This is a genomic window from Verticiella alkaliphila, from assembly GCF_018904615.1.
GTDB classification, from domain to species: domain Bacteria; phylum Pseudomonadota; class Gammaproteobacteria; order Burkholderiales; family Burkholderiaceae_B; genus Verticiella; species Verticiella alkaliphila.
Genome location: NZ_JADCNH010000007.1, coordinates 113,913 through 133,315, shown reverse-complemented (window position 1 = coordinate 133,315; position 19,403 = coordinate 113,913). Strand labels below are relative to the sequence as shown.

The following is a 19,403-nucleotide window of genomic DNA, read 5'->3' as shown; positions in this document are numbered from 1 at the left end:
TCAGGCATGGGCGTCGGCGACTGATTTCAGGCGATACAAGGCATCGAGGGCCTCGCGAGGGGTGAGCGCGTCCGGGTCGAGCGCGGCCAGCGCCAGGGCGAGCGGATCGGGCGCGGCGCTCGCCGGTTCGGCCACGGCCGTCATGGCCGGTGGGGCATCGGGCGCATCGAACAGCGAGAGCTGCGGCTGTGGGCCTGCGCGCAGTTCCAGCTTCTCCAGTTCGCGCTGGGCGGTGCGCAGCACGGCAGGCGGCACGCCCGCGCGCTGGGCCACCTGAATCCCGTAGCTGCGGCTGGCCGGACCTTCGCGCACCTCGTGCAGGAACACGATGCCTTGCGCGGACTCGGCGGCGGCCAGGTGCACGTTGGCCGCTTCGACGCGCTCTTGCGGCAGGCGCGTGAGCTCGAAGTAGTGCGTCGCAAAGAGCGTGAGCGCCTGGTTGTGCGTGAGCAGGCGAAGCGCAATCGCCCAGGCGAGCGCCAGGCCGTCGTAGGTCGAGGTGCCGCGCCCGATCTCGTCCATCAGCACCAGGCTTTGCGCAGTGCTGGATGACAGGATCACCGCAGCTTCGGTCATCTCCATCATGAAGGTGGAGCGCCCCCCCGCCAGATCGTCCGCTGCGCCGATCCGCGTGAAGATGCGGTCGATCTGACCCACGCACGCGTCGCGCGCCGGCACGAAGCTGCCGATGCGCGCAAGCAGCGCGATCAGCGCGACCTGCCGCATGTAGGTCGATTTGCCGCCCATGTTCGGCCCGGTCACGAGCAGCATGCGCCGGGCAGGGTGCAGCAGGCAATCATTGGGCGTGAAGCGTTCGATGGTGCGCTCGACGACCGGGTGGCGGCCCTGCTCGATGTGCAGCTCGGCTGCCTCGGCCAGGCGCGGTGCGACCCAGGCGTGATCGCGCGCATGCGCGGCGAGCGACGCCAGCGCATCGATCTCGGCCAGAGCCGATGCCGCACCCGCGAGCGCCGGCACGTGCGGGGCAAGCGCATCGAGCAATTGTTCGAAGAGCCACTTCTCGCGCGCGATCGCGCGCTCCTGCGCCGACAGGATCTTGTCTTCCCAGGTCTTCAACTCCGGGGTGATGTAGCGCTCGGCGTTCTTGAGCGTCTGACGACGACGGTAATCGTCCGGGACCCGATCCACCTGGCCGCGCGTGACTTCGATGAAGAAGCCGTGCACGCGGTTGAATTCCACGCGCAGGTTGGCGATCCCGGTGCGTTCGCGTTCGCGCGCCTCGAGCTGCACGAGGAAGTCGCCGCTGTGGCTTTGCAGATGCCTCAATTCGTCGAGCTCGGCATCGAAGCCCGCGGCGATGACGCCGCCGTCGCGCACGGCCTGGGCAGGCTCGAGTGCCACGGCGGCCACGAGCCGCTCAGGCAGCGCGGGATCGAGCGTCAGGCGATCGGCCAATGTGCGGACATGGCCCACGTCCACCTCCGGCACTGTGGCAAACGGCGCCGGCGCATCGACCAGCGCATGCACGCAGGCCTGCAACGCCGGGAGCGCCTGCAGCGCGTCGCGCAGGCTCGCGAGCTCGCGCGGGCGCACCGAGCGCAAGGCCACGCGCGAGGCCATGCGCTCCAGGTCGGGCAGGCGGCCCAGCGCCTCGCGCAGGCCCTCCAGGCCATCACGCAGCAAGGCAGCGACTGCATTCTGCCGAGCCTGGGCCGGTGCATTCTCGCGCAGCGGATGATGCAGCCAGCGGCGCAAGAGACGGCTGCCCATCGGCGTGCCGCAGTGGTCCAGGGTGGAAAAGAGCGTGGGGGATTCCTCACCGCGCAAGGTCTCGGTGAGTTCGAGATTGCGCCGAGTGGCCGGATCCAGCACCACGTACTGACCGGGGCGGTCGGCGGCAAGCTGCTGCACGTGCGCCAGCGCATGCGCCTGCGTGCGCGTGACGTAGCGCAGCAGGGCGCCAGCCGCGCAGATGCCGGCGGCCATGTCCTGCACGTCGAAGCCCGCGAGGGAGTCGGTGCCGAAGTGCCCGGTGAGTTGCGCCGTCGCGCCCGTGGACTCGAAGTGCCAGGCGGGGGCGGGGCTCAACGGGGCGGTGAGGTCGCCGCAGCCATCCGGCAGGCTCTCGCCTTCGGCGAGGACGAGCTCGGCCGGCGCGATTCGGTGCAGCTCGCTCGCCAGATGCGACGTGCCGCACTCGCTCACGCGGAATTCGCCGCTCGCAAGATTCAACCAGGCCAGACCATAGCGCCGCTCGCGGCGTACCGACGCCACGTGCAGCGCCGCGATCACGCGGTCGGCCTTGGCCGGGAGCAGGGCGTCATCGGTGAGCGTACCCGGCGTCACGATACGCACGATGCGCCGCTCGACCGGCCCCTTGGACGTGGCCGGGTCGCCCACCTGTTCGCAGATCGCCACCGATTCGCCCATGGCCACGAGACGCGCCAGGTAACCTTCCAGCGCATGGAACGGCACCCCGGCCATGCGGATCGGCTGGCCCGCGGAGCTGCCGCGGGTCGTCAGGGTGAGATTGAGCAGGCGAGCCGCCTTCTCGGCATCTTCATAGAAGAGCTCGTAGAAGTCCCCCATCCGGTAAAGCAGCAGCAGCGGGCCGGCTTCGGCTTTCAGGCCGAGGTACTGCTGCATCATGGGGGTGTGGCCGGAAGGGTCGGTCTTGGGCATCGATTCCAGGGAGGGTCAGCGGTGTCGATAGCGCTCGCGCGCGATCGAGAACCGGGTATTTGACCATGTTTCGTCCGCCAGGGGCCCGTCGGTGCCGGGCTCCCGGGGAGGGGCACCGCTGACCTGCGTGCGCGGTCAGCTTTGCGCATGACGCAAATCGAAGAAGATGATGATGCGCGCAAGCTCGAGGGGCGCAGCCCGCCTCGTGTGCACGCGACTTGCTTGGCAGGTGTTCAAAAAGCGGCGGCGTTGGTCCATACTGGGTCAACGCCCTTCACGCGCCGGTGCCAAGCCAATGGCACGAAGAGGCCTTTGCGGAGTGACGATGTCCGATTCCCTGTCCGCTGTGCTGGGATCCCCACCCGAGACGCTGCATCCGGGCGGTCTGCTCGATGCCGACGATAAACCCGCCCTCATGGTGGATCGTCAGGGCCGTCATATGGTGGTGAACGCCGCGTTCGCGCGCTTGCTCGGCTTGCCCGGGATGGCCTTGATCGGCCGGCGCCTGGAGGAGTTCACGCCCGATGGCGGCGCCATGGTCGAACGGGGATTGCGCTACCTGGACGCCGGCATCGCCGTGCCGGAACAGGAGGTGGTGATCGCGGGGCGGCGCTACCTGGGCGCGGTGGTGCCGGTGCGCGACGAGCATCGCCGCGTGGTGGCGGGCCTAGTCCGGCTGACGTCCATCGGTGAAGGGGTGTTTCGCACGCGACGCCGGGAGCTGCCCGCGGAAATCCAGCGCCAGCGCAAATGGATGGATCCGCTCACCGGTCTGCCCAACGCCCGTTGCTGTGCCGCCAAGCTGGCGCGTGAGTTGGTCCTGCTGCCGCGCTCGGGCGATGCGTTGTCCCTGGTGCTCGTGGAGCTCGATGATTTCCGGTCCTACGAGGCGCCGGCCGATGGCGTCACCGCCGAAGATTGCGTGCGGCTGGTGGCCGAGACGGCGGCGGGGGTCGCGCACCGGCCCGCGGATCTGGTATGTCGCGTCGGCGAGAGTCGTTTCGGAACGATTCTGCCGCATACCGATGCCGCCGGTGCCGTGCGGGTGGCGGAGCGGATTCGCCTGGCCGTGCGTGGCCTGAGCATCGCGGCGGGCCACGTACCGGGGACGTCGGTGCTGACGGTGAGCGCAGGTGTGGTCACGGTCACGACGCGCCCGTTGCGCGCGCGCGATCAGCGTGACGCCATGCTGGCGTTGGCAAGCCAAGCGCTGGCGCAAGCCCAAACCCAGGGCACGGACCAGTGCGTGGCCCATGTCCTGGCGGGCACCTAGCGCTCAGTACATGGCGGGCGGGCGCAGATACTGGGCGCGGTCGATGGTGTCGATCGCCACCTTCTCCACGGCCACGCCCTTCACCACGTCGAGTTGAACTTTCACGCCGGCATTGCCGCTTTTCCAGAGCCGCGTGTAGAAATCGGCCGAGTCCTTGAGCGTGTTGCCTGCGAGGCCTACGATGATGTCGCCCTCGCGGATGCCGCTGTGGTCCGCCGGGCTGTCCTGCGCCACCCGGGTGACGAGCAGCTTGCCTTTCAGGTCCTGGATCGTCACGCCAATCCACGGGCGTGCCTCGCCGGCGCGCTTGCCGTTGGCCACCAGATCCTGGAGGATGGGCTTCAATTCATCCACCGGCACGAACATGTTGCCCGGTACCGGGCGGCTCGCCCCCAGGGCGTCCGGCACCAGCTGAGAGCCGATGCCGATCAGCCGGCCCTCGTTGTTCAGGAGGGCAGCGCCGCTCCAGCCGGTGGTGGCAGGGGCCGTGTACAAGGCGTCGTCGACCAGGTATTCCCAGGTGCCGGCAAAGGTGCGCTTGGAGACCACATAGGCGGGCGCCACGCCATCGAAGCCCACGACGAGGACAGGATCCGAGACTTTTACGTTGTCGGAGTCTGCGAAGGCCACGGGCTTGACGTCGAGTGGCACGGCGGCTCTCACGAGGCCCAGTCCTGTGTCGTTGTCGTAGGCAATCATCGCCGCCGGGATGCGTTCGCCGCGGCGACCCACCACTTCGATCTGCTCGGTCTCGATGACGAGATAGCCGATCGTGAGAATGAGGCCCTGATCGTCGATGACGATGCCGCCACCCTGGCGGCGTGGCCCGAGCGCGGTGGTGCGGGCATTGTGCAGACCTTTGCCACGCAATTCCACGACGGAAAAGTCGGCGATGTCCACGCGGGTGCCGCCGGCACCGCCAGGCCCGCGCTGACCTGGCTGCGGTGGTTCAGGCAGGGTGGGGGCGGGTGACGAGGGCTCGGGTGACGGGGGGGTCTGCGCGAGCGCGGTGGCGCTCATCGCGGCCAACAAGGTGAGACAGCCCAGCGTCATGCGGGGCAGGGTCAGGGGAGGGCGGATAGTCACGAGGGGCTCCTTCGCTCGACGCCCCCGAGGCGGGTGGGGCAAACCCGCGCCAGGCCGGCAGGCCGGCATCTGGCAGTCACTGCATCATCTCACGCTCCCGTAGCATGCGCCGCGCCCGCGGGCTGGCGAAACACGCGTCGTGCGCCTGTCGCAATGCCGATCATGGCCGCCACGCACACCACCAGAAAACCCAGTGTCGCGCTCATGGCACCGAAACGGTCGGTGATCGCCCCCAGCAGCAACGGCAGGAGATTGCCGACGTAGCCGGCCATGTAGAACCACGACACCATGCGGACACGCTGGCTGGGCGGAGCGACCTGCTGCAGCAGCGCCGCACCGCAGGCAAAGGCGCCACCCTGACCGAAGCTGGTGAGCACCAGTGCGCCGGCCACCCACGGCACCGAGCCCAGGAGAAGACCGGTGAACGCCAGACTGAGACCCACGGCCACGATGATCGCCCCGCGCACCAGGCCCCGGCGCAGGTGAGCGCGGCGGTGCAGCCATTGGCTCGTGGTGCCGGTGAGCGTGAAGAGGGCGACGGCATAGCCCGTGAGCGCGTAATCCGACACGCCCAGCAGGCGATCGCCGAAGAACGGCCCCAGCGCCATCAGGATCGACCCCAGGCCCCAGGACAGGATGATGAGCGCCGAACAGAGCCCGAAGGCGGCCCAGGGGATGGGATCGCGCGCGGGCCGCGGGGTGGCGGGCTGGCCGGCCACGGGCGCGGTTGCCGTGGCGGTGTCGTGCCAGCGGCGCGCAGCCGGTACGGCGGTGACGAGCGCCGCGATTGATACCAACACGAACGGCGTGACGAGCGGCCAGATGCCGAGTTGAAGGATGCCGCCGCTCAAGGCGGGCCCCAGCGCAGAGCCCGCGCCGAACGACAGGGTGGACACCATGGCCGCGTGGCGCACGTCGCGCCCCGGGGACAGATCCACCATGGCCATGTTCACCGAGGAGGTCACGCATCCCGTGCCGATGCCCGCGATGATGCGGCCCGCGAGCAAGCCCGCCAGGGAGTCGGCCTGCGCGAGCGTGAGGGCACCCAGGGTCACGATGCCCAGACCCGGCACGAGCAGACGATAGGGATTGCGAAGACGCGCGAGGATGGCAGGGGCGACGAGGAGAGCGCACAGCACGGCCGCGACGTAGACCACGAAGATCATGGTCATGGTGAGGGCGTCCAGGCCGAGCTCGGCGCGGTAGATCGGGTAAAGCGGGATGGGCGTACTGCTGCCGACCACGGCCGTCGTGAGACCACAGGCGATGAAGCGCCGCAGGCGGCGGTGCGGGTCGGGAACGGGGGACGTCATGGTGGCTGCGCGAAGGGTCACCCCCGGCAGGCGGAGGGCCGACAAGCCTAGCACAGCAGGGCGCGGCGCCGCGAAGCGGCCGCGAGCGGCATGCGGCTTGCTCCACCGTTGAGTTGACCTGCCAGACGTCAGTCCCGCAGGACGTCACCTCATGCCCCAAGGAGCCATCATGATTCGCTTTCGTCGTGCTGTGATCACCACCGTTGCCAGCGCAGGCGCCCTGGCCGCTGCGGCTGCCATCGCCCAATCCGTGCCGCCCGCGCCGTCCGCCCCTGGCGCTGCCACACCGGGCGCGATGGCCCCGGCGGGGGCCCGCGAGGCTGCCCCAGCCGGCCAGCGCACGCTGCCGCGTCCGCAGACGAACTGGACCCCGGCCGCCGAGAATGGCCTGCCCGGTGTGAAGGAAGTCAATGGCATTCGTTACGTGACCGGAGGCTTTGGCCAGACCGAGTCCAACGCCCTGCGTGACGCCATTCCGCAGTACCGCCTGAGCATGGTCTTCAGCCAGGCCTCCGGCGCCTACGTGGCGAACATCCCCGTGCGCATCCGTGGCAATGGCAATGCGCCGAGCCTGGAAGTGACCGCCGAGGGTCCATATCTGCTGATCGACCTGCCCGCAGGCCGCTACCGCATCCAGGCGACGCACGACGGGCGTGAACTCACCCGCGACGTGACCGTGTCTAGCGGGCGTGGCCAGCGCGTGGGCTTCGCCTGGTAAGACCCGAAAGGCTCGCCGGGCGTCGGGCTGTCAGGTCGTCAGCCCGACGGCATTCATGATCCATCGGATGACGAGCGCGACGCCGCTCAAGGCGCCGACGCTCGCCAGCCAGAGGCCGATGAGCCAAGCGAGGCGCTTGGCCCAGGGTGGACGTCTCGTCATCCGTGATAGCCCTCGCCGTGGCGCACCTTGCCGCGAAAGACGTAGTAGCCCCACGCGGTGTACATCAGGATGATGGGGATGATGAGCAGGGCGCCCACCAGGGCGAAGCCCAGGCTCTCGTCCGGCCCCGCGGCCTCGCGCAACGTGATGCCGGGTGGCACGACGTTGGGCCACAGACTGATCCCCAGGCCACTGTAGCCGAGGAACACCAGTGCCAGCGTCAGCACGAAGGGCGCCGCCTGCCGGCCTGTGCGCAGGCAGCGTTGCAGCCCCAGCGTGGCGGCCACGACGAGCACCGGCACCGGCGCAAACCACGCGAGGTTCGGCCAACTGAACCAGCGCTCGGCAATGCGGGTACTCAGCAGGGGGGTCCACACGCTCAGGAGCGCAATGACCGCGAGCAGCAGCCAGCCCAGCCGACGCGAGAGCACCACCATGCGATCGTGCAGGTCGCCTTCGGTCTTCATGACGAGCCAGGTGCTGCCCAGGAGCGCGTATGCCACCACGAGGCCAACCCCGGTGAAGAGGCTGAACGCGGAGACCCAGTCCAGCGGCCCGCCATCGAAGGCGCGCCCGGCGACAGGGATGCCATCGAGATAGGCCCCGAGCGTGACACCCTGGAAGAACGTCGCCATCACCGAGCCGGTGATGAAAGCTTTGTCCCACCAATGGCGGCGTGCGTCCGACGCCTTGAAGCGGAACTCGAAGGCCACCCCGCGCAGCACCAGACCAATCAGCATGAAGACCAGCGGCAGATACAGCGCACTCAGCACGACGGCGTAGGCCAGCGGGAACGCAGCCAGCAGGCCCGCGCCGCCCATGACGAGCCAGGTCTCGTTGCCGTCCCAGACGGGGGCGACCGTGTCCATCATGACGTCGCGATCCCCCTTGTCCGGCAGGAACGGATAGAGAATGCCGATGCCGAGGTCGAAGCCGTCCATCACCACGTACATCATGATGCTGAAGAGGATGATCACGGCCCAGATCACGGGAAGATCGATGCCCATCGTCCTTACTCCTGACGGGTTGGATGAGAGTGGCCGGCGCGCGGCTCGCCTTCGCCGGTGCTGGCCGCCGACAGGGGGCGCATCGGGTGACGTTCCTGCCCTGGGCCCCCGCGAAGTGGGGGTTCGTGCGCGACCGGGCCTTTGGCGATGAGGCGGAGCACGTATGCCGTGCCGGCACCGAAGACCACCAGGTAGACCGCGACGAAGAGGGCCAGCGAGACGCCGAGTTCCGTCGCCCCGTGCGGGGAGACGGCGTCGGCCGTGCGCATGAGGCCATACACCACCCAGGGTTGGCGGCCGATCTCGGTGGTATACCAGCCGGCGAGGATGGCGATGAGACCCGCCGGGCCCATCGCCACGGCAAAGCGCTGCAGGCCAGGGGAGGTATAGAGGCGGCCGCGCCAGCGTGACCACAGGCCCCAGGCGCCCAGCGCGATCATGAGCAGCCCGAGCCCCACCATAGTCCGGAACGACCAGAACACGACGGTGGCGTTGGGGCGGTCTTCCGGCGCGAAATCCTTCAGTGCCGGGATGTGGCCATCCCAGGTATGCGTGAGGATGAGACTGCCCAGGTGCGGCACGGCCACGGCAAAGCGCGTCTCCTCACGTGCCATGTCGGGCCAGCCAAAGAGGGTGAGCGGCACGGCCTTGCCCGCCGTGTTCTCCCAATGCCCCTCGATCGCCGCGATCTTGGCGGGCTGGTGTTCAAGGGTGTTCAGTCCGTGGAAGTCGCCGATCACCGCCTGCAGCGGGGCCAGCAGCAGGATCATGCCCAGCGCCATGGCGAACATCTTGCGCACGGCAGGCGTCGCGTGGCGCCTGCGCAGGTGCCAGGCGGCCGAGCCCGCGACGAGCAGCGCGGTGGCAAGAAACGCGGCCACGACCATGTGCGACAGCCGGTAGGGAAACGAGGGGTTGAAGATGACGGCGAACCAGTCCACCGGCACGGCGCGCCCGTCGATGATCTCGTGCCCGGCGGGTGTCTGCATCCAGCTGTTGGACGCCAGGATCCAGGTCGATGAAATGAGGGTACCGAGCGCCACCATGCAGGTCGACAGGAAGTGCAGGCCGGGCCCGACACGATTCCAGCCGAACAGCATCACGCCGAGGAATCCCGCCTCCAGGAAGAAGGCCGTCAGCACCTCGTAGGCGAGCAGCGGGCCCGTGATGCCCCCGGCGAAGTCCGAGAAGTAGCTCCAGTTGGTGCCGAACTGGTAGGCCATCACGATGCCTGAGACGACGCCCATGGCGAAGTTCACCGCGAAGATCTTCAGCCAGTAATGGTAGAGGTCGCGATAGACAGGCTTCTTGGTACGCAGCCACAAGCCCTCGAGCACCATGAGATAGCTCGCCAGCCCGATGTCGATGGGGCGCTTGATGAGCTTTTCGATCGCCGACAGCAGCTTGACCTCTTCGTGATCGACCAGCGACACGGCGGCGCCCGGGCTGCCTGCGCGGCCCGTGCGGCCGATGCGGTGCACGTAGTCTTCCGGCACGTTCGGCAGCTCGAAGTTCACCACTTGCGGCAGCTGGTCGATGTCCAGGCCGCGCGCGGCGATGTCCGTGGCCACGAGCACGGATACGCTGCCGTCCTTGAAGCCCGCAAGGGCCTTGGTGCGCGCAGATTGACTCTTGTTGCCGTGGATGGCCGCCGCACCGATGCCGTCCTTCACGAGCTTCTCGGCCAGGCGGTTGGCGCCATGCTTGGTGCGCGTGAAGACGAGGACCTGCTGCCAGTCGTTGCTGCGGATCAGATGCGAGAGCGCGTCACGCTTGTGGCTCTGCGGCACCAGGTGCACGCTTTGCGCGACGAGTTCGGAGGCGGTGTTGCGGCGCGCGACGGACACTTCGCCCGGGTCGCGCAGGATGCCCTTGGCCAGCGTGCGGATCTCGTCGGAGAAGGTGGCCGAGAAGAGCAGGGTCTGACGCACCTTGGGCAGGAGCGCGAGCACGCGGCGGATGTCATGGATGAAGCCCATGTCCAGCATGCGGTCGGCTTCGTCCAGCACCAGGATCTCGATGCCGGACAGATCGATCGTGCGCTGCCCGGCGTGATCCAGGAGGCGCCCCGGCGTGGCCACCAGGATGTCCACGGGCTTCTTGAGCGCGGTGATCTGCGGGTTGATGTTCACCCCGCCGAACATCACGAGCGAGGTGAGCGGCAGGTGCTTGCCGTAGGTCTTGACCGATTCCTCGACCTGCGCGGCGAGTTCGCGCGTCGGGGTGAGGATGAGGCAGCGCGGGCGGCCGGCGCGGCGCTGGGCCGGGGCAGTCTCTTGCAGGCGGTGCAGGATCGGCAGCGTGAAGCCGGCTGTCTTGCCCGTCCCCGTCTGGGCCGCGGCGAGCAGATCGCCGCCTTGCAGCACGAGCGGGATGGCCTGCAGCTGAATCGGGGTGGGGGTGGTGTAGCCCGTCTCGGTGACGGCGCGCAGCAGCGCAGGGGCGAGCCCGAGGCTCGCAAAGGTGGTATCAGTGGTCACGGCAACTCCAGCGGCAGCCTGTCGCTCGAGTTGAGAGACTCCAATCAAAGGCGGACGGCAAATCAGATCGAAAGCACGGGATTGGATCGCGCGCAATCGACCATTCTACACCGCGCCCCCTGCGGCGCGCTCACGGGCGTGGGCCGCGGCCGATGGCGCTCACCGAGATCCGGGTCTCGCCGGGCTGTGCCTGGCGGGAGGCGGCGCGCCAGGCGTGGCCATAGGCCACTTCGAGCGTGAGATGCAGCAGGCCGTCCGGCTGGCGCTGGGCTTCCAGGGCCGCGTGCAGCCGGTCACGGAACGCGCGCCCGGCCAGGCCGGCACGGCGCCCGCGCGCCGGATTGCCGCCCAGCGCGCGCACATCGGCCAGCAGCCGCTCGGGCGTGGAGTAGGTGAGGGTGAGCGTCTCCTGGTCCATGACCGGATCGTCGAAGCCGCTCTCGATGAGGATGTCGCCGAAGTCGTGCATGTCCACGAAGGGCAACGTCTGGGTCTGCAGACCGGCGGCCTCCACCGCCGCGCGCACCTCGCGCAGGGTGGCGGGGCCCAGACAGGAGAACATCGCCAGTCCGCCCACGGCGAGCACGCGGCGCCATTCACCCAGCACGGCGTGAGGCGTGGGGTGCCAGTGCAGGGCGAGGTTGGACCAGACCAGCTGAACCGATTCCGGGGCGAGGCCCGTCGCTGCGAGATCCGCGACATGGAACTCCGGTGCGGCGGCCCCGCCGGGGCGCAGGCGCTGCAGCAGCCCGCGCACCCCGCCAGGCCCGGCGTGCCGGGCCTCGGCCTGGGCGATCAGGGCCGCACAGTGGTCGATGCCCACGTAGCTCGCTGCCGGGAAGCGCTCGGCGAGGCCGTCGCGGCCGGCCGCCACGGCGCAGCCGGCATCCAGCACGCGGGCGGGTTCGAGGCGGATGTAGCGCAGGCGCTCGCGCATGCGGGTGTCGATCTCCGCATAGAGGAAGGCGGCGTCGCCCAGATCCCCGCGGCGGGCAAATTGGCGCGCCACGTGGTGCGGATCGATGGGCAGGTCGGGGTGCGTGGAATCTGACATGGTGGTGCGTGACGGGCCGCGTGCGTGGCCTAAAGTGAGAGAGTACGCCAAACGCGCAGGCGAGCCGGCGTGTGGCGCAAGCCCGGGAGAGATCATGCACGCAGCGGTACCGTGGTGGCGGCAAGCCCTGGCGGGGGTGCGCGCCATCCTGCCGAGCGATTGCCCGTTGTGCGGCGGCGCGGCACGTGCGGGCGCATTATGCCCGGGCTGCCGCCACGACGCGCTCGGCTTGGGGGGCAGACGGGCAGCCGCGGTGGCGCGCTGCCGCTGGTGTGCGGTGCGCCTGCAGCCGGGGCAGGGGTGTGCCGACTGCCTCGTGCGCGTGGCCGCCTATGATGCGGTCATCGTGGCCGCGGATTACGCGCCGCCGCTGAATGCGCTCGTGCGCCGCGCCAAGCAGTCCCGGCGTCCCGGGCCGGCCCTGGCCTTGGGCGAGCTCCTGGCCGATGCGGTGGCCCGCGATGCAGACGGTCTGCCGCCCGATACCTGGCTCGTGCCGGTGCCCGGCTCGCGCGCGCGCCTGCAGGCCCGGGGTTTCAATCCCGCCCGGGAAATCGCGCGCAGCCTGGGCGAGTACCTCGACCTGCCCGTGATGACCGGGCTTCTCGTGCCCGTGCAGGAGGACGGCCGGCGGCAGCACGCGCTGGCTCGCGCCGATCGGCTCGCCCGCGATCGTGGGCGCTTTCAGGCCACGCGCGGGCTCGCCGGACAGCCCGTGGCCATCGTGGACGACGTCATGACCACCGGCAGCACGTTCGAGGCGGCCGCGCGCGCCCTGCGCGAAGCGGGTGCGGATCCTGTCCATGCCCTGGCCGTCGCGCGCACGCCGCCCCCCGGCGCGCATTTCCCTTCATAATTCGGCCTAGAACCACCACGACTTTTCAGGTTAGCCCATGAGCATCAAAAGCGACCGCTGGATCCGCACCGCGGCCCAGTCGGGCATGATCGAACCCTTTGCTGCCGAGCAGGTGCGTGAGGTCGATGGGCGACGCATCGTGAGCTATGGCACCAGCAGCTATGGCTACGACGTGCGCTGCGCCGACGAATTCAAGATCTTCACCAACATCAACTCCACCATCGTCGACCCGAAGGCGTTCGACGAGAAATCCTTCGTGGATTTCAAGGGTGATGTCTGCATCATCCCGCCGAATTCGTTCGCCCTTGCGCGCACGGTGGAGTACTTCCGCATTCCGCGCGACGTGCTCACCATCTGCCTCGGCAAGAGCACCTATGCGCGCTGCGGCATCATCGTGAACGTGACCCCGCTCGAGCCCGAGTGGGAAGGCCACGTCACGCTGGAATTCTCCAACACCACCCCGCTGCCCGCCAAGATCTACGCGGGCGAAGGCTGCGCCCAGATGCTGTTCCTGGGTGGTGACCAGGTCTGCGAGACCTCCTACCGCGACCGCGGCGGCAAGTACCAGGGCCAGCGCGGCGTGACACTGCCGCGCACTTGAGCGAGCCGGGGCCGGCGCGGCATTCGTGCAACGCGAGCGGGCGCTGTCATCGGCTCGACGGGCCAGCAGCGTTACACTCGCCGGTTTGCATCGCCCCCCGGCGGCCCGCGCGCCGTCCACGACCCGGCGCCGCGCCCGGATCCTGCACTTTCGTCTCCCCAGGTGGACGCCATGAAATTCCGCTTCCCCATCGTCATCATCGATGAAGATTTCCGCTCCGAGAACGCTTCCGGGCTCGGCATCCGCGCGCTTGCGTCGGCCATCGAGGCCGAGGGCGTCGAAGTGCTGGGCGTCACGAGCTATGGCGATCTGAGCTCCTTCGCCCAGCAGCAGAGCCGGGCGAGCGCCTTCATCCTGTCGATCGACGACGAAGAGTTCGACGTCGATTCGCCCGAGGACGTGGCCAACGCGATCAAGAACCTGCGCGCCTTCATCGGCGAGCTGCGCTTTCGCAATGCCGACATCCCGATCTATCTGTATGGCGAGACGCGCACCTCGCAGCACATCCCGAACGACATCCTGCGCGAGCTGCACGGCTTCATCCACATGTTCGAGGACACGCCCGAGTTCGTGGCCCGGCACATCATCCGCGAAGCCCGCAGCTACCTCGATGGGCTGGCGCCGCCGTTCTTTCGCGAGCTGCTCAAGTACGCCCAGGACGGGTCGTACTCCTGGCACTGCCCGGGGCACTCGGGCGGCGTCGCCTTCCTGAAGAGCCCCGTGGGCCAGATGTTCCACCAGTTCTTCGGCGAGAACATGCTGCGCGCCGACGTGTGCAACGCCGTGGACGAACTCGGTCAATTGCTGGACCACACGGGCCCGGTGGCGCAGTCCGAACTCAACGCCGCGCGCATCTTCAATGCCGATCACTGCTACTTCGTGACCAACGGCACGTCCACCTCCAACAAGATCGTCTGGCACGCCAACGTGGCGCCCGGCGACGTGGTCGTGGTGGACCGCAACTGCCACAAGTCGATCCTGCACGCGATCACCATGACGGGCGCGATCCCGGTGTTCCTGCAGCCCACGCGCAACAACCTGGGCATCATCGGCCCGATCCCGCTGTCGGAGTTCCACCCGGACACCATCCAGAAGAAGATCGAGGCCAACCCGTTCGCGCGCGAGGCGCTGAACAAGAAGCCGCGCATCCTCACGATCACGCAGAGCACGTACGACGGGGTCATCTACAACGTCGAGATGATCAAGCAGACGCTGGGCTCGTCGGTCGACACGCTGCACTTCGATGAAGCCTGGCTGCCGCACGCCGCGTTCCACGAGTTCTACACGGACATGCACGCCATCGGCCGCAACCGTCCGCGCAGCGAGGACGCGATGGTGTTCGCCACGCACTCCACGCACAAGATGCTGGCCGGGCTGTCGCAGGCCTCGCAGATCCTCGTGCAGGAATCCGAGAACCGTCAGCTCGACCGCTACATGTTCAATGAGGCCTACCTCATGCACATGTCCACCTCGCCGCAATACGCGATCATCGCGTCCTGCGACGTGGCCGCGGCATGATGGAGCCCCCGGGCGGCACCGCGCTCGTCGAAGAGAGCATCCACGAGGCGCTCGAGTTCCGCCGCGCCATGCGCAAGGTGGAGGCCGAGTTCGGCCACAACGACTGGTGGTTCAAGGTCTGGGGTCCGGACAAGCTGGCGTCCGAGGGCGTGGGCAAGCGCGAGGATTGGGTTCTGAAGGCCAATGACCGTTGGCACGGCTTCGGCGACCTGGCCCCCGGCTTCAACATGCTGGACCCGATCAAGTCCACGGTGGTCACGCCGGGCCTGGACGTGTCCGGTCAGTTCGCCGAGACGGGCATTCCGGCGGCCGTGGTCACCAAGTACCTCGCCGAACACGGCGTCGTCGTCGAGAAGACCGGGCTCTACTCGTTCTTCATCATGTTCACCATCGGCATCACCAAGGGCCGCTGGAACACGATGCTGGCCGCCTTGCAGCAGTTCAAGGACGACTACGACCGCAACCAGCCGATGTGGCGCATCCTGCCGGAGTTCTGCAAGTCCGCGCCCACCTATGAACGTTGGGGCCTGCGCGACCTGTGCCAGCGCCTGCACGACATGTATCGTGCCAACGACGTGGCGCGCCTCACGACGGAGATGTATCTGTCGGACATGCAGCCCGCGATGAAGCCCTCGGACGCCTTTGCCAAGATGGCGCACCGCGAGATCGAGCGCGTGGAGATCGACCAGCTCGAAGGGCGCATCACCAGCGCGCTGCTCACGCCGTACCCGCCGGGCATCCCGCTGCTCATCCCGGGCGAGCGCTTCAACAAGACGATCGTGCAGTACCTGCAGTTCGCGAGCCGCTTCAACGAGCAGTTCCCGGGCTTCGAGACGGACATCCACGGTCTGGTCGAAGAGACGGTGGCGCCGGGCCAGAAGCGCTACTACGTGGATTGCGTGAAGGATTGAGCTTCGACGTCGCGGTCATCGGCGCCGGCGCAGCCGGCATGATGTGCGCGGCCGTGGCCGGCCAGCGCGGGCGGCGTGTCGTCCTCATCGACCACGCCAGCCGCCTGGCCGAGAAGATCCGCATCTCGGGAGGCGGGCGGTGCAATTTCACCAATCGCGAGACGCCGCCCAACGCGTACCTGTCGGCCAATCCGCAGTTCTGCCGCTCGCCGCTTGCGCGCTACACACCGCAGGATTTCCTCGCGCTTGTGCGCCGCCACCGCATCGCCTGGCACGAAAAGCATCGCGGGCAGCTCTTCTGCGATGATTCCAGCGAAGCCATCATCGCGATGCTGCGTGCGGAGTGCGACGCGGGTGGCGTGGCCTGGCGCATGCCGTGCTCGGTCGAGGCCGTGCGCACCGAGGGCGAGGGCTACGTGCTGGACACCAGCAGCGGGCCCATCCGCGCGGCGCGGGTGGTCGTCGCCACCGGTGGCATGGCCATTCCTCAGTTGGGGGCCACGGATTTCGGTCTGCGGCTGGCACGCCAGTTCGGGCTGAAGATCATCGAGCCGCGCCCGGCGCTCGTGCCGCTCACCTTCGACGCGCAGCAATGGGCCGGCTGGTCCGCCCTGTCGGGCGTGGCGTTGGAGGTCGACATCGCGACGGGCAAGGGCAAGACCGCTGGACAGTTCCGCGAGGACCTGCTCGTGACGCACCGGGGCCTCTCGGGGCCCGCGGTGCTGCAGATCTCCAGCTACTGGAATCCGGGTGAGCCGATCGCGGTGGATCTCGCGCCAGGCGTGGACCTGGCCGAGGCGCTCGTGCAGGCCAAACCCGGCTCACGCCAGCAGATCGACACCGTGCTGGCCGGGCTATTGCCGCGACGCCTGGCCGATCATTGGCTGGCCGCTCAGGGTCTGGCGGGCAAGCGCCTGGCGGATCTGGGCGACAAGGCACTGCGCGCGCTGGGTGCGTCGCTCCAGGCGTGGTCGCTGGTGCCCACGGGCACCGCCGGCTACCGCAAGGCGGAAGTCATGCGGGGTGGGGTGGACACGCGTGAACTCAATCAGCAGGACATGCAGTCCCGGCGTCAGCCCGGCCTGTACTTCATCGGCGAGACGGTCGATGTGACCGGCTGGCTGGGGGGCTACAACTTCCAGTGGGCGTGGGCCTCGGGTGCGGCCTGCGGGCAGGCGCTCTAGCGCCACCGGCGTCGACAACCGGCGCTTTCACATTGCTGATCTGAACCCGAGCCGCCACGGCGTGGCGGCGACATCCTCATCTTTGGCCGGAAAACAGACAAAAAAAAGCCCGAGGCCTTGCGGCTTCGGGCTAAATCCACCAAAGGAGGAGGGTGGAGGAGACACTGGTGGGAGTCGATTCGTGGCGGGTTCCGCGCTGCGTTTCGACATCCGATGACTGAATTATAGGGAAGTGCTTTGTGCAATGCAAGAACCCCAATCCAGTGCAACGTCAAGCCGGGGCAGACCCTAGAGCAGAATTTTTCCAAAAAAAGATCATTGAAATCAATGCCTTGCTGAACTGGGTATTAACCCCTACGTGCTGGCTTGGTTTCTTTTGGTTTCAATTTCACCCAAAAATCTCAGGGTTTCCCCCGCTGCGACCCCTGCGCAACCTCTGCTTGCATGTTGCACTGCACTAGCGCCATGGCAACCGATTTGACCGGGCATGCGCGGCTCTCACATACTGGCGCTCTCTCCGTACACCCCGCAACACAAAGGAAAGTCATCGTGCAATGCACAGTCAATTGGGGCGGCCCGCAGGGCATGCTCTTCACGGCACAGACGGGCAGTGGCCACGTGGCCGTCATGGATGGCGCGCCGGAGGGCGGCGGCAACAACCTCGCCCCGCGCCCCATGGAACTGCTCCTGGCCGGTACCGGCGGCTGCGCTGCCTATGACGTCGTGCTGATCCTGAAACGGGGTCGTCATGCCATCCAGGGTTGCAGCGTGGCGCTGAAAGCCGAGCGTGCCGAGACCGACCCCAAGGTCTTCACCAAGATCCACTTCGCCTTCACCGTGACGGGCAAGGGCTTGCCCCAGGCGGCCGTCGAGCGCGCGGTACAGCTCTCGCACGACAAATACTGCTCGGCCTCCGCCATGCTGGGCAAGACGGCCGAGATGAGCTGGTCGGTCGAAGTCGTCGAGGCCTGACACCGCGGCGCGCCAGGGGATCAGTCCAGCTGCACCCCGGCGGCGCGCACCACCTCGCCCCAGCGCGTGATCTCGCTCTCGAGATAGCGCGCGTAATCATCCGGCGTGGAGCCCAGCACTTGTGCTCCTTGCTGGGCCAGCTGCTGTCGCATCGTGTCCGAGGCCAGCGCCGTGCGGATCTCCTCGTTCAGTCGCGTCACCACGGCCGGCGGCGTGCCGGCGGGTGCGACCACCCCTTGCCACGCCCCCATGTCGAATCCCGGCGCCACCGTCTCCGCAAGTGTCGGCACGTCGGGAAGCACCGCGCTGCGCTGAGCGCTGGTCACAGCCAGCGCATTCACCCGCTTGTCGGCCACGAAGGCGCGCGAATCGTTGATCGTGTTGACCATGAACTGCACCTGCCCGCCCGCGAGATCCGCCAGCGCCGGCGCGCTGCCGCGATAGGGAATGTGCACCGCGTCCACCCCGGCCGACTGCAGAAAGAGAAAGGCACCCAGATGCGTCACGTTACCGGCGCTCGCCGAGGCATAGGAGAGCTTGCCCGGATGGGCGCGCGCATAGGTGACGAACTCGGCCACGCTCTGGGCCGGCACGGACGGATGGGTCAGGAGCACCATCGGCACGACGGCGGTGGTGCTGATGGGGGCGAAATCCTGGCGCGGGTCGTAGGCGAGCTTGGCATAGAGATTGGGATTGAGCGCGATGGACGACGTGTTGTAGAGCAGCGTGTAGCCATCGGCTTTGGCGGCAGCGACGTATTGCATGCCGATGTTGGCGTTGGCGCCGCCCTTGTTCTCCACCACGACCGTCTGGCCCATCTGCTGCGTGAGCTGCGTGGCCAGCACGCGCGCGATGAGGTCGGTCGGCCCGCCGGCGGGGAAGGGCACGACGAGCGTGATGGGGCGGCTGGGGTAATCGGCTGCGAGGGCAGGCGCCGTGCCTGCCAGGGAAGCGGCGGCCAGGGCCACGGGCAGCAGCAGGGGGGCGAATCGGGTCACGACAGTCTCCTCCAAAAAGCCAGGTCTCATGCCTGGTCGACATCGGTTCTGTCCTTCACGGCCATGCCACCATCGGGCAGCACGCCGGGCCCTGCGCCGCGCCGCCCGCGTTGGGCGAGCCGCCGGGCCTTGTCACGTCAGGCTGGCGTTGCTGCCGCACCGGCTAGCAGCCGGGTCGCGGTGTAGGTCATGACGCGCTGCCCCGCCTGGTTCATCACGTCGATGCGCGAGGTGACCACGGCCCGGTTGTGCCGCGACGTCGGGCGGATCGCTGTCACCTCGATCTCGCCATGCACGGTGTCGCCCACGCACACGGGGGCCTCGATCGTCTGCGTGAGCTCCAGCATGGCAAGACCGGTGCCCTGGATCATGCTCTGCAGGATGAGCCCTTCGATGAGGGTGTAGGTGAGCGCGCCCGGCACCGGGCGCCCGCGCATGGCGCCGTCCCAGGTGGTGTCGATGAAGAGGGTCTCGAGCATGCCGGTGACGTTGATGAAGCCGACGAGGTCCGCTTCGGTCACGGTGCGCCCGAACGTGCGCAGGCGCATGCCTGGGTGCAGTTGCTCCCAGGTGTAGCCCTGGCCGAGCTGGATGACCGCGGTGGCGGATGAGGCGGTGTGGGACATG

14 protein-coding genes and 3 pseudogenes are annotated in these 19,403 nt (G+C 68.2%); 7 read left to right on the top strand and 10 right to left on the bottom strand.

The window, feature by feature from the left end; translation table 11 throughout:
- Entirely contained in the window at nt 1-2,643 is a 2,643-nt protein-coding gene (gene mutS, locus IMZ29_RS07565) for a DNA mismatch repair protein MutS (RefSeq protein WP_443083794.1), read from the bottom strand.
- 325 nt (nt 2,644-2,968) lie between these two features.
- On the opposite strand from mutS, the gene IMZ29_RS07560 reads away from it, so the two are divergent.
- Entirely contained in the window at nt 2,969-3,916 is a 948-nt protein-coding gene (locus tag IMZ29_RS07560) for a GGDEF domain-containing protein (protein ID WP_216182360.1), read from the top strand.
- A gap of 3 nt (nt 3,917-3,919) precedes the next feature.
- Here the strand turns inward: IMZ29_RS07560 and IMZ29_RS07555 are convergent, their stop codons facing one another.
- Complete coding sequence (locus IMZ29_RS07555; protein ID WP_216182359.1) at nt 3,920-5,002, bottom strand: S1C family serine protease; 1,083 nt, start codon at nt 5,000-5,002, stop codon at nt 3,920-3,922.
- Between the two features lie 89 nt (nt 5,003-5,091).
- The gene (locus tag IMZ29_RS07550) at nt 5,092-6,315 is read right to left on the bottom strand and encodes an MFS transporter (protein WP_216182357.1); all 1,224 of its coding nucleotides are present in this window, start codon (nt 6,313-6,315) and stop codon (nt 5,092-5,094) included.
- A 169-nt stretch (nt 6,316-6,484) separates the two neighbouring features.
- On the opposite strand from IMZ29_RS07550, the gene IMZ29_RS07545 reads away from it, so the two are divergent.
- The gene (locus IMZ29_RS07545; RefSeq protein WP_216182355.1) at nt 6,485-7,033 is read left to right on the top strand and encodes a carboxypeptidase-like regulatory domain-containing protein; all 549 of its coding nucleotides are present in this window, start codon (nt 6,485-6,487) and stop codon (nt 7,031-7,033) included.
- Between the two features lie 30 nt (nt 7,034-7,063).
- Here the strand turns inward: IMZ29_RS07545 and IMZ29_RS07540 are convergent, their stop codons facing one another.
- The 5 genes and pseudogenes from IMZ29_RS07540 to IMZ29_RS07525 all read right to left on the bottom strand — a co-directional run bounded on the left by IMZ29_RS07540 (nt 7,064) and on the right by IMZ29_RS07525 (nt 11,736).
- A complete protein-coding gene (locus tag IMZ29_RS07540) occupies nt 7,064-7,195 on the bottom strand; it encodes a DUF2474 domain-containing protein (RefSeq protein ID WP_216182352.1) in 132 nt (43 codons plus the stop codon).
- Nucleotides 7,192-8,202 carry a cytochrome d ubiquinol oxidase subunit II gene (gene cydB, locus IMZ29_RS07535; RefSeq protein WP_216182349.1) on the bottom strand — a complete coding sequence of 337 codons (1,011 nt, stop codon included), beginning with the start codon at nt 8,200-8,202 and terminating at the stop codon, nt 7,192-7,194. The genes IMZ29_RS07540 and cydB overlap by 4 nt, the downstream gene beginning before the upstream one ends.
- Before the next feature lie 5 nt (nt 8,203-8,207).
- A pseudogene (locus IMZ29_RS07530) lies at nt 8,208-9,569 on the bottom strand (cytochrome ubiquinol oxidase subunit I); the annotation flags it as partial.
- Nucleotides 9,564-10,682: pseudogene (locus tag IMZ29_RS22635) on the bottom strand (DEAD/DEAH box helicase); the annotation flags it as partial. The pseudogenes IMZ29_RS07530 and IMZ29_RS22635, both read right to left, overlap by 6 nt.
- 130 nt (nt 10,683-10,812) lie before the next feature.
- Nucleotides 10,813-11,736 (bottom strand): methyltransferase domain-containing protein, encoded by a 924-nt coding sequence (locus IMZ29_RS07525; RefSeq protein WP_216182346.1) that lies wholly within the window; start codon nt 11,734-11,736, stop codon nt 10,813-10,815.
- 94 nt (nt 11,737-11,830) lie between these two features.
- Between IMZ29_RS07525 and IMZ29_RS07520 the strand changes: the two genes are divergently transcribed.
- The 5 genes and pseudogenes from IMZ29_RS07520 to IMZ29_RS07500 all read left to right on the top strand — a co-directional run bounded on the left by IMZ29_RS07520 (nt 11,831) and on the right by IMZ29_RS07500 (nt 17,778).
- Complete coding sequence (locus IMZ29_RS07520) at nt 11,831-12,592, top strand: ComF family protein (protein ID WP_253206933.1); 762 nt, start codon at nt 11,831-11,833, stop codon at nt 12,590-12,592.
- A 37-nt stretch (nt 12,593-12,629) separates the two neighbouring features.
- Nucleotides 12,630-13,193 carry a dCTP deaminase gene (gene dcd, locus IMZ29_RS07515; protein ID WP_216182338.1) on the top strand — a complete coding sequence of 188 codons (564 nt, stop codon included), beginning with the start codon at nt 12,630-12,632 and terminating at the stop codon, nt 13,191-13,193.
- 171 nt (nt 13,194-13,364) lie between these two features.
- A pseudogene (locus IMZ29_RS07510) lies at nt 13,365-15,622 on the top strand (Orn/Lys/Arg family decarboxylase).
- Nucleotides 15,619-16,806 (top strand): BaiN/RdsA family NAD(P)/FAD-dependent oxidoreductase, encoded by a 1,188-nt coding sequence (locus IMZ29_RS07505; RefSeq protein WP_256445163.1) that lies wholly within the window; start codon nt 15,619-15,621, stop codon nt 16,804-16,806. Before IMZ29_RS07510 ends, IMZ29_RS07505 begins: the two are co-directional and overlap by 4 nt.
- A 549-nt stretch (nt 16,807-17,355) precedes the next feature.
- Nucleotides 17,356-17,778 carry an OsmC family protein gene (locus tag IMZ29_RS07500; protein ID WP_216182335.1) on the top strand — a complete coding sequence of 141 codons (423 nt, stop codon included), beginning with the start codon at nt 17,356-17,358 and terminating at the stop codon, nt 17,776-17,778.
- Nucleotides 17,779-17,798: 20 nt separating this feature from the next.
- Here IMZ29_RS07500 and IMZ29_RS07495 read toward each other — a convergent pair whose 3' ends face one another.
- Nucleotides 17,799-18,806 carry a Bug family tripartite tricarboxylate transporter substrate binding protein gene (locus IMZ29_RS07495; protein WP_216182332.1) on the bottom strand — a complete coding sequence of 336 codons (1,008 nt, stop codon included), beginning with the start codon at nt 18,804-18,806 and terminating at the stop codon, nt 17,799-17,801.
- A 107-nt stretch (nt 18,807-18,913) separates the two neighbouring features.
- Nucleotides 18,914-19,402, bottom strand: coding sequence for a MaoC family dehydratase (locus tag IMZ29_RS07490; protein ID WP_216182329.1), 489 nt, complete (start codon nt 19,400-19,402; stop codon nt 18,914-18,916).
- Nucleotide 19,403: the final 1 nt, after the last annotated feature.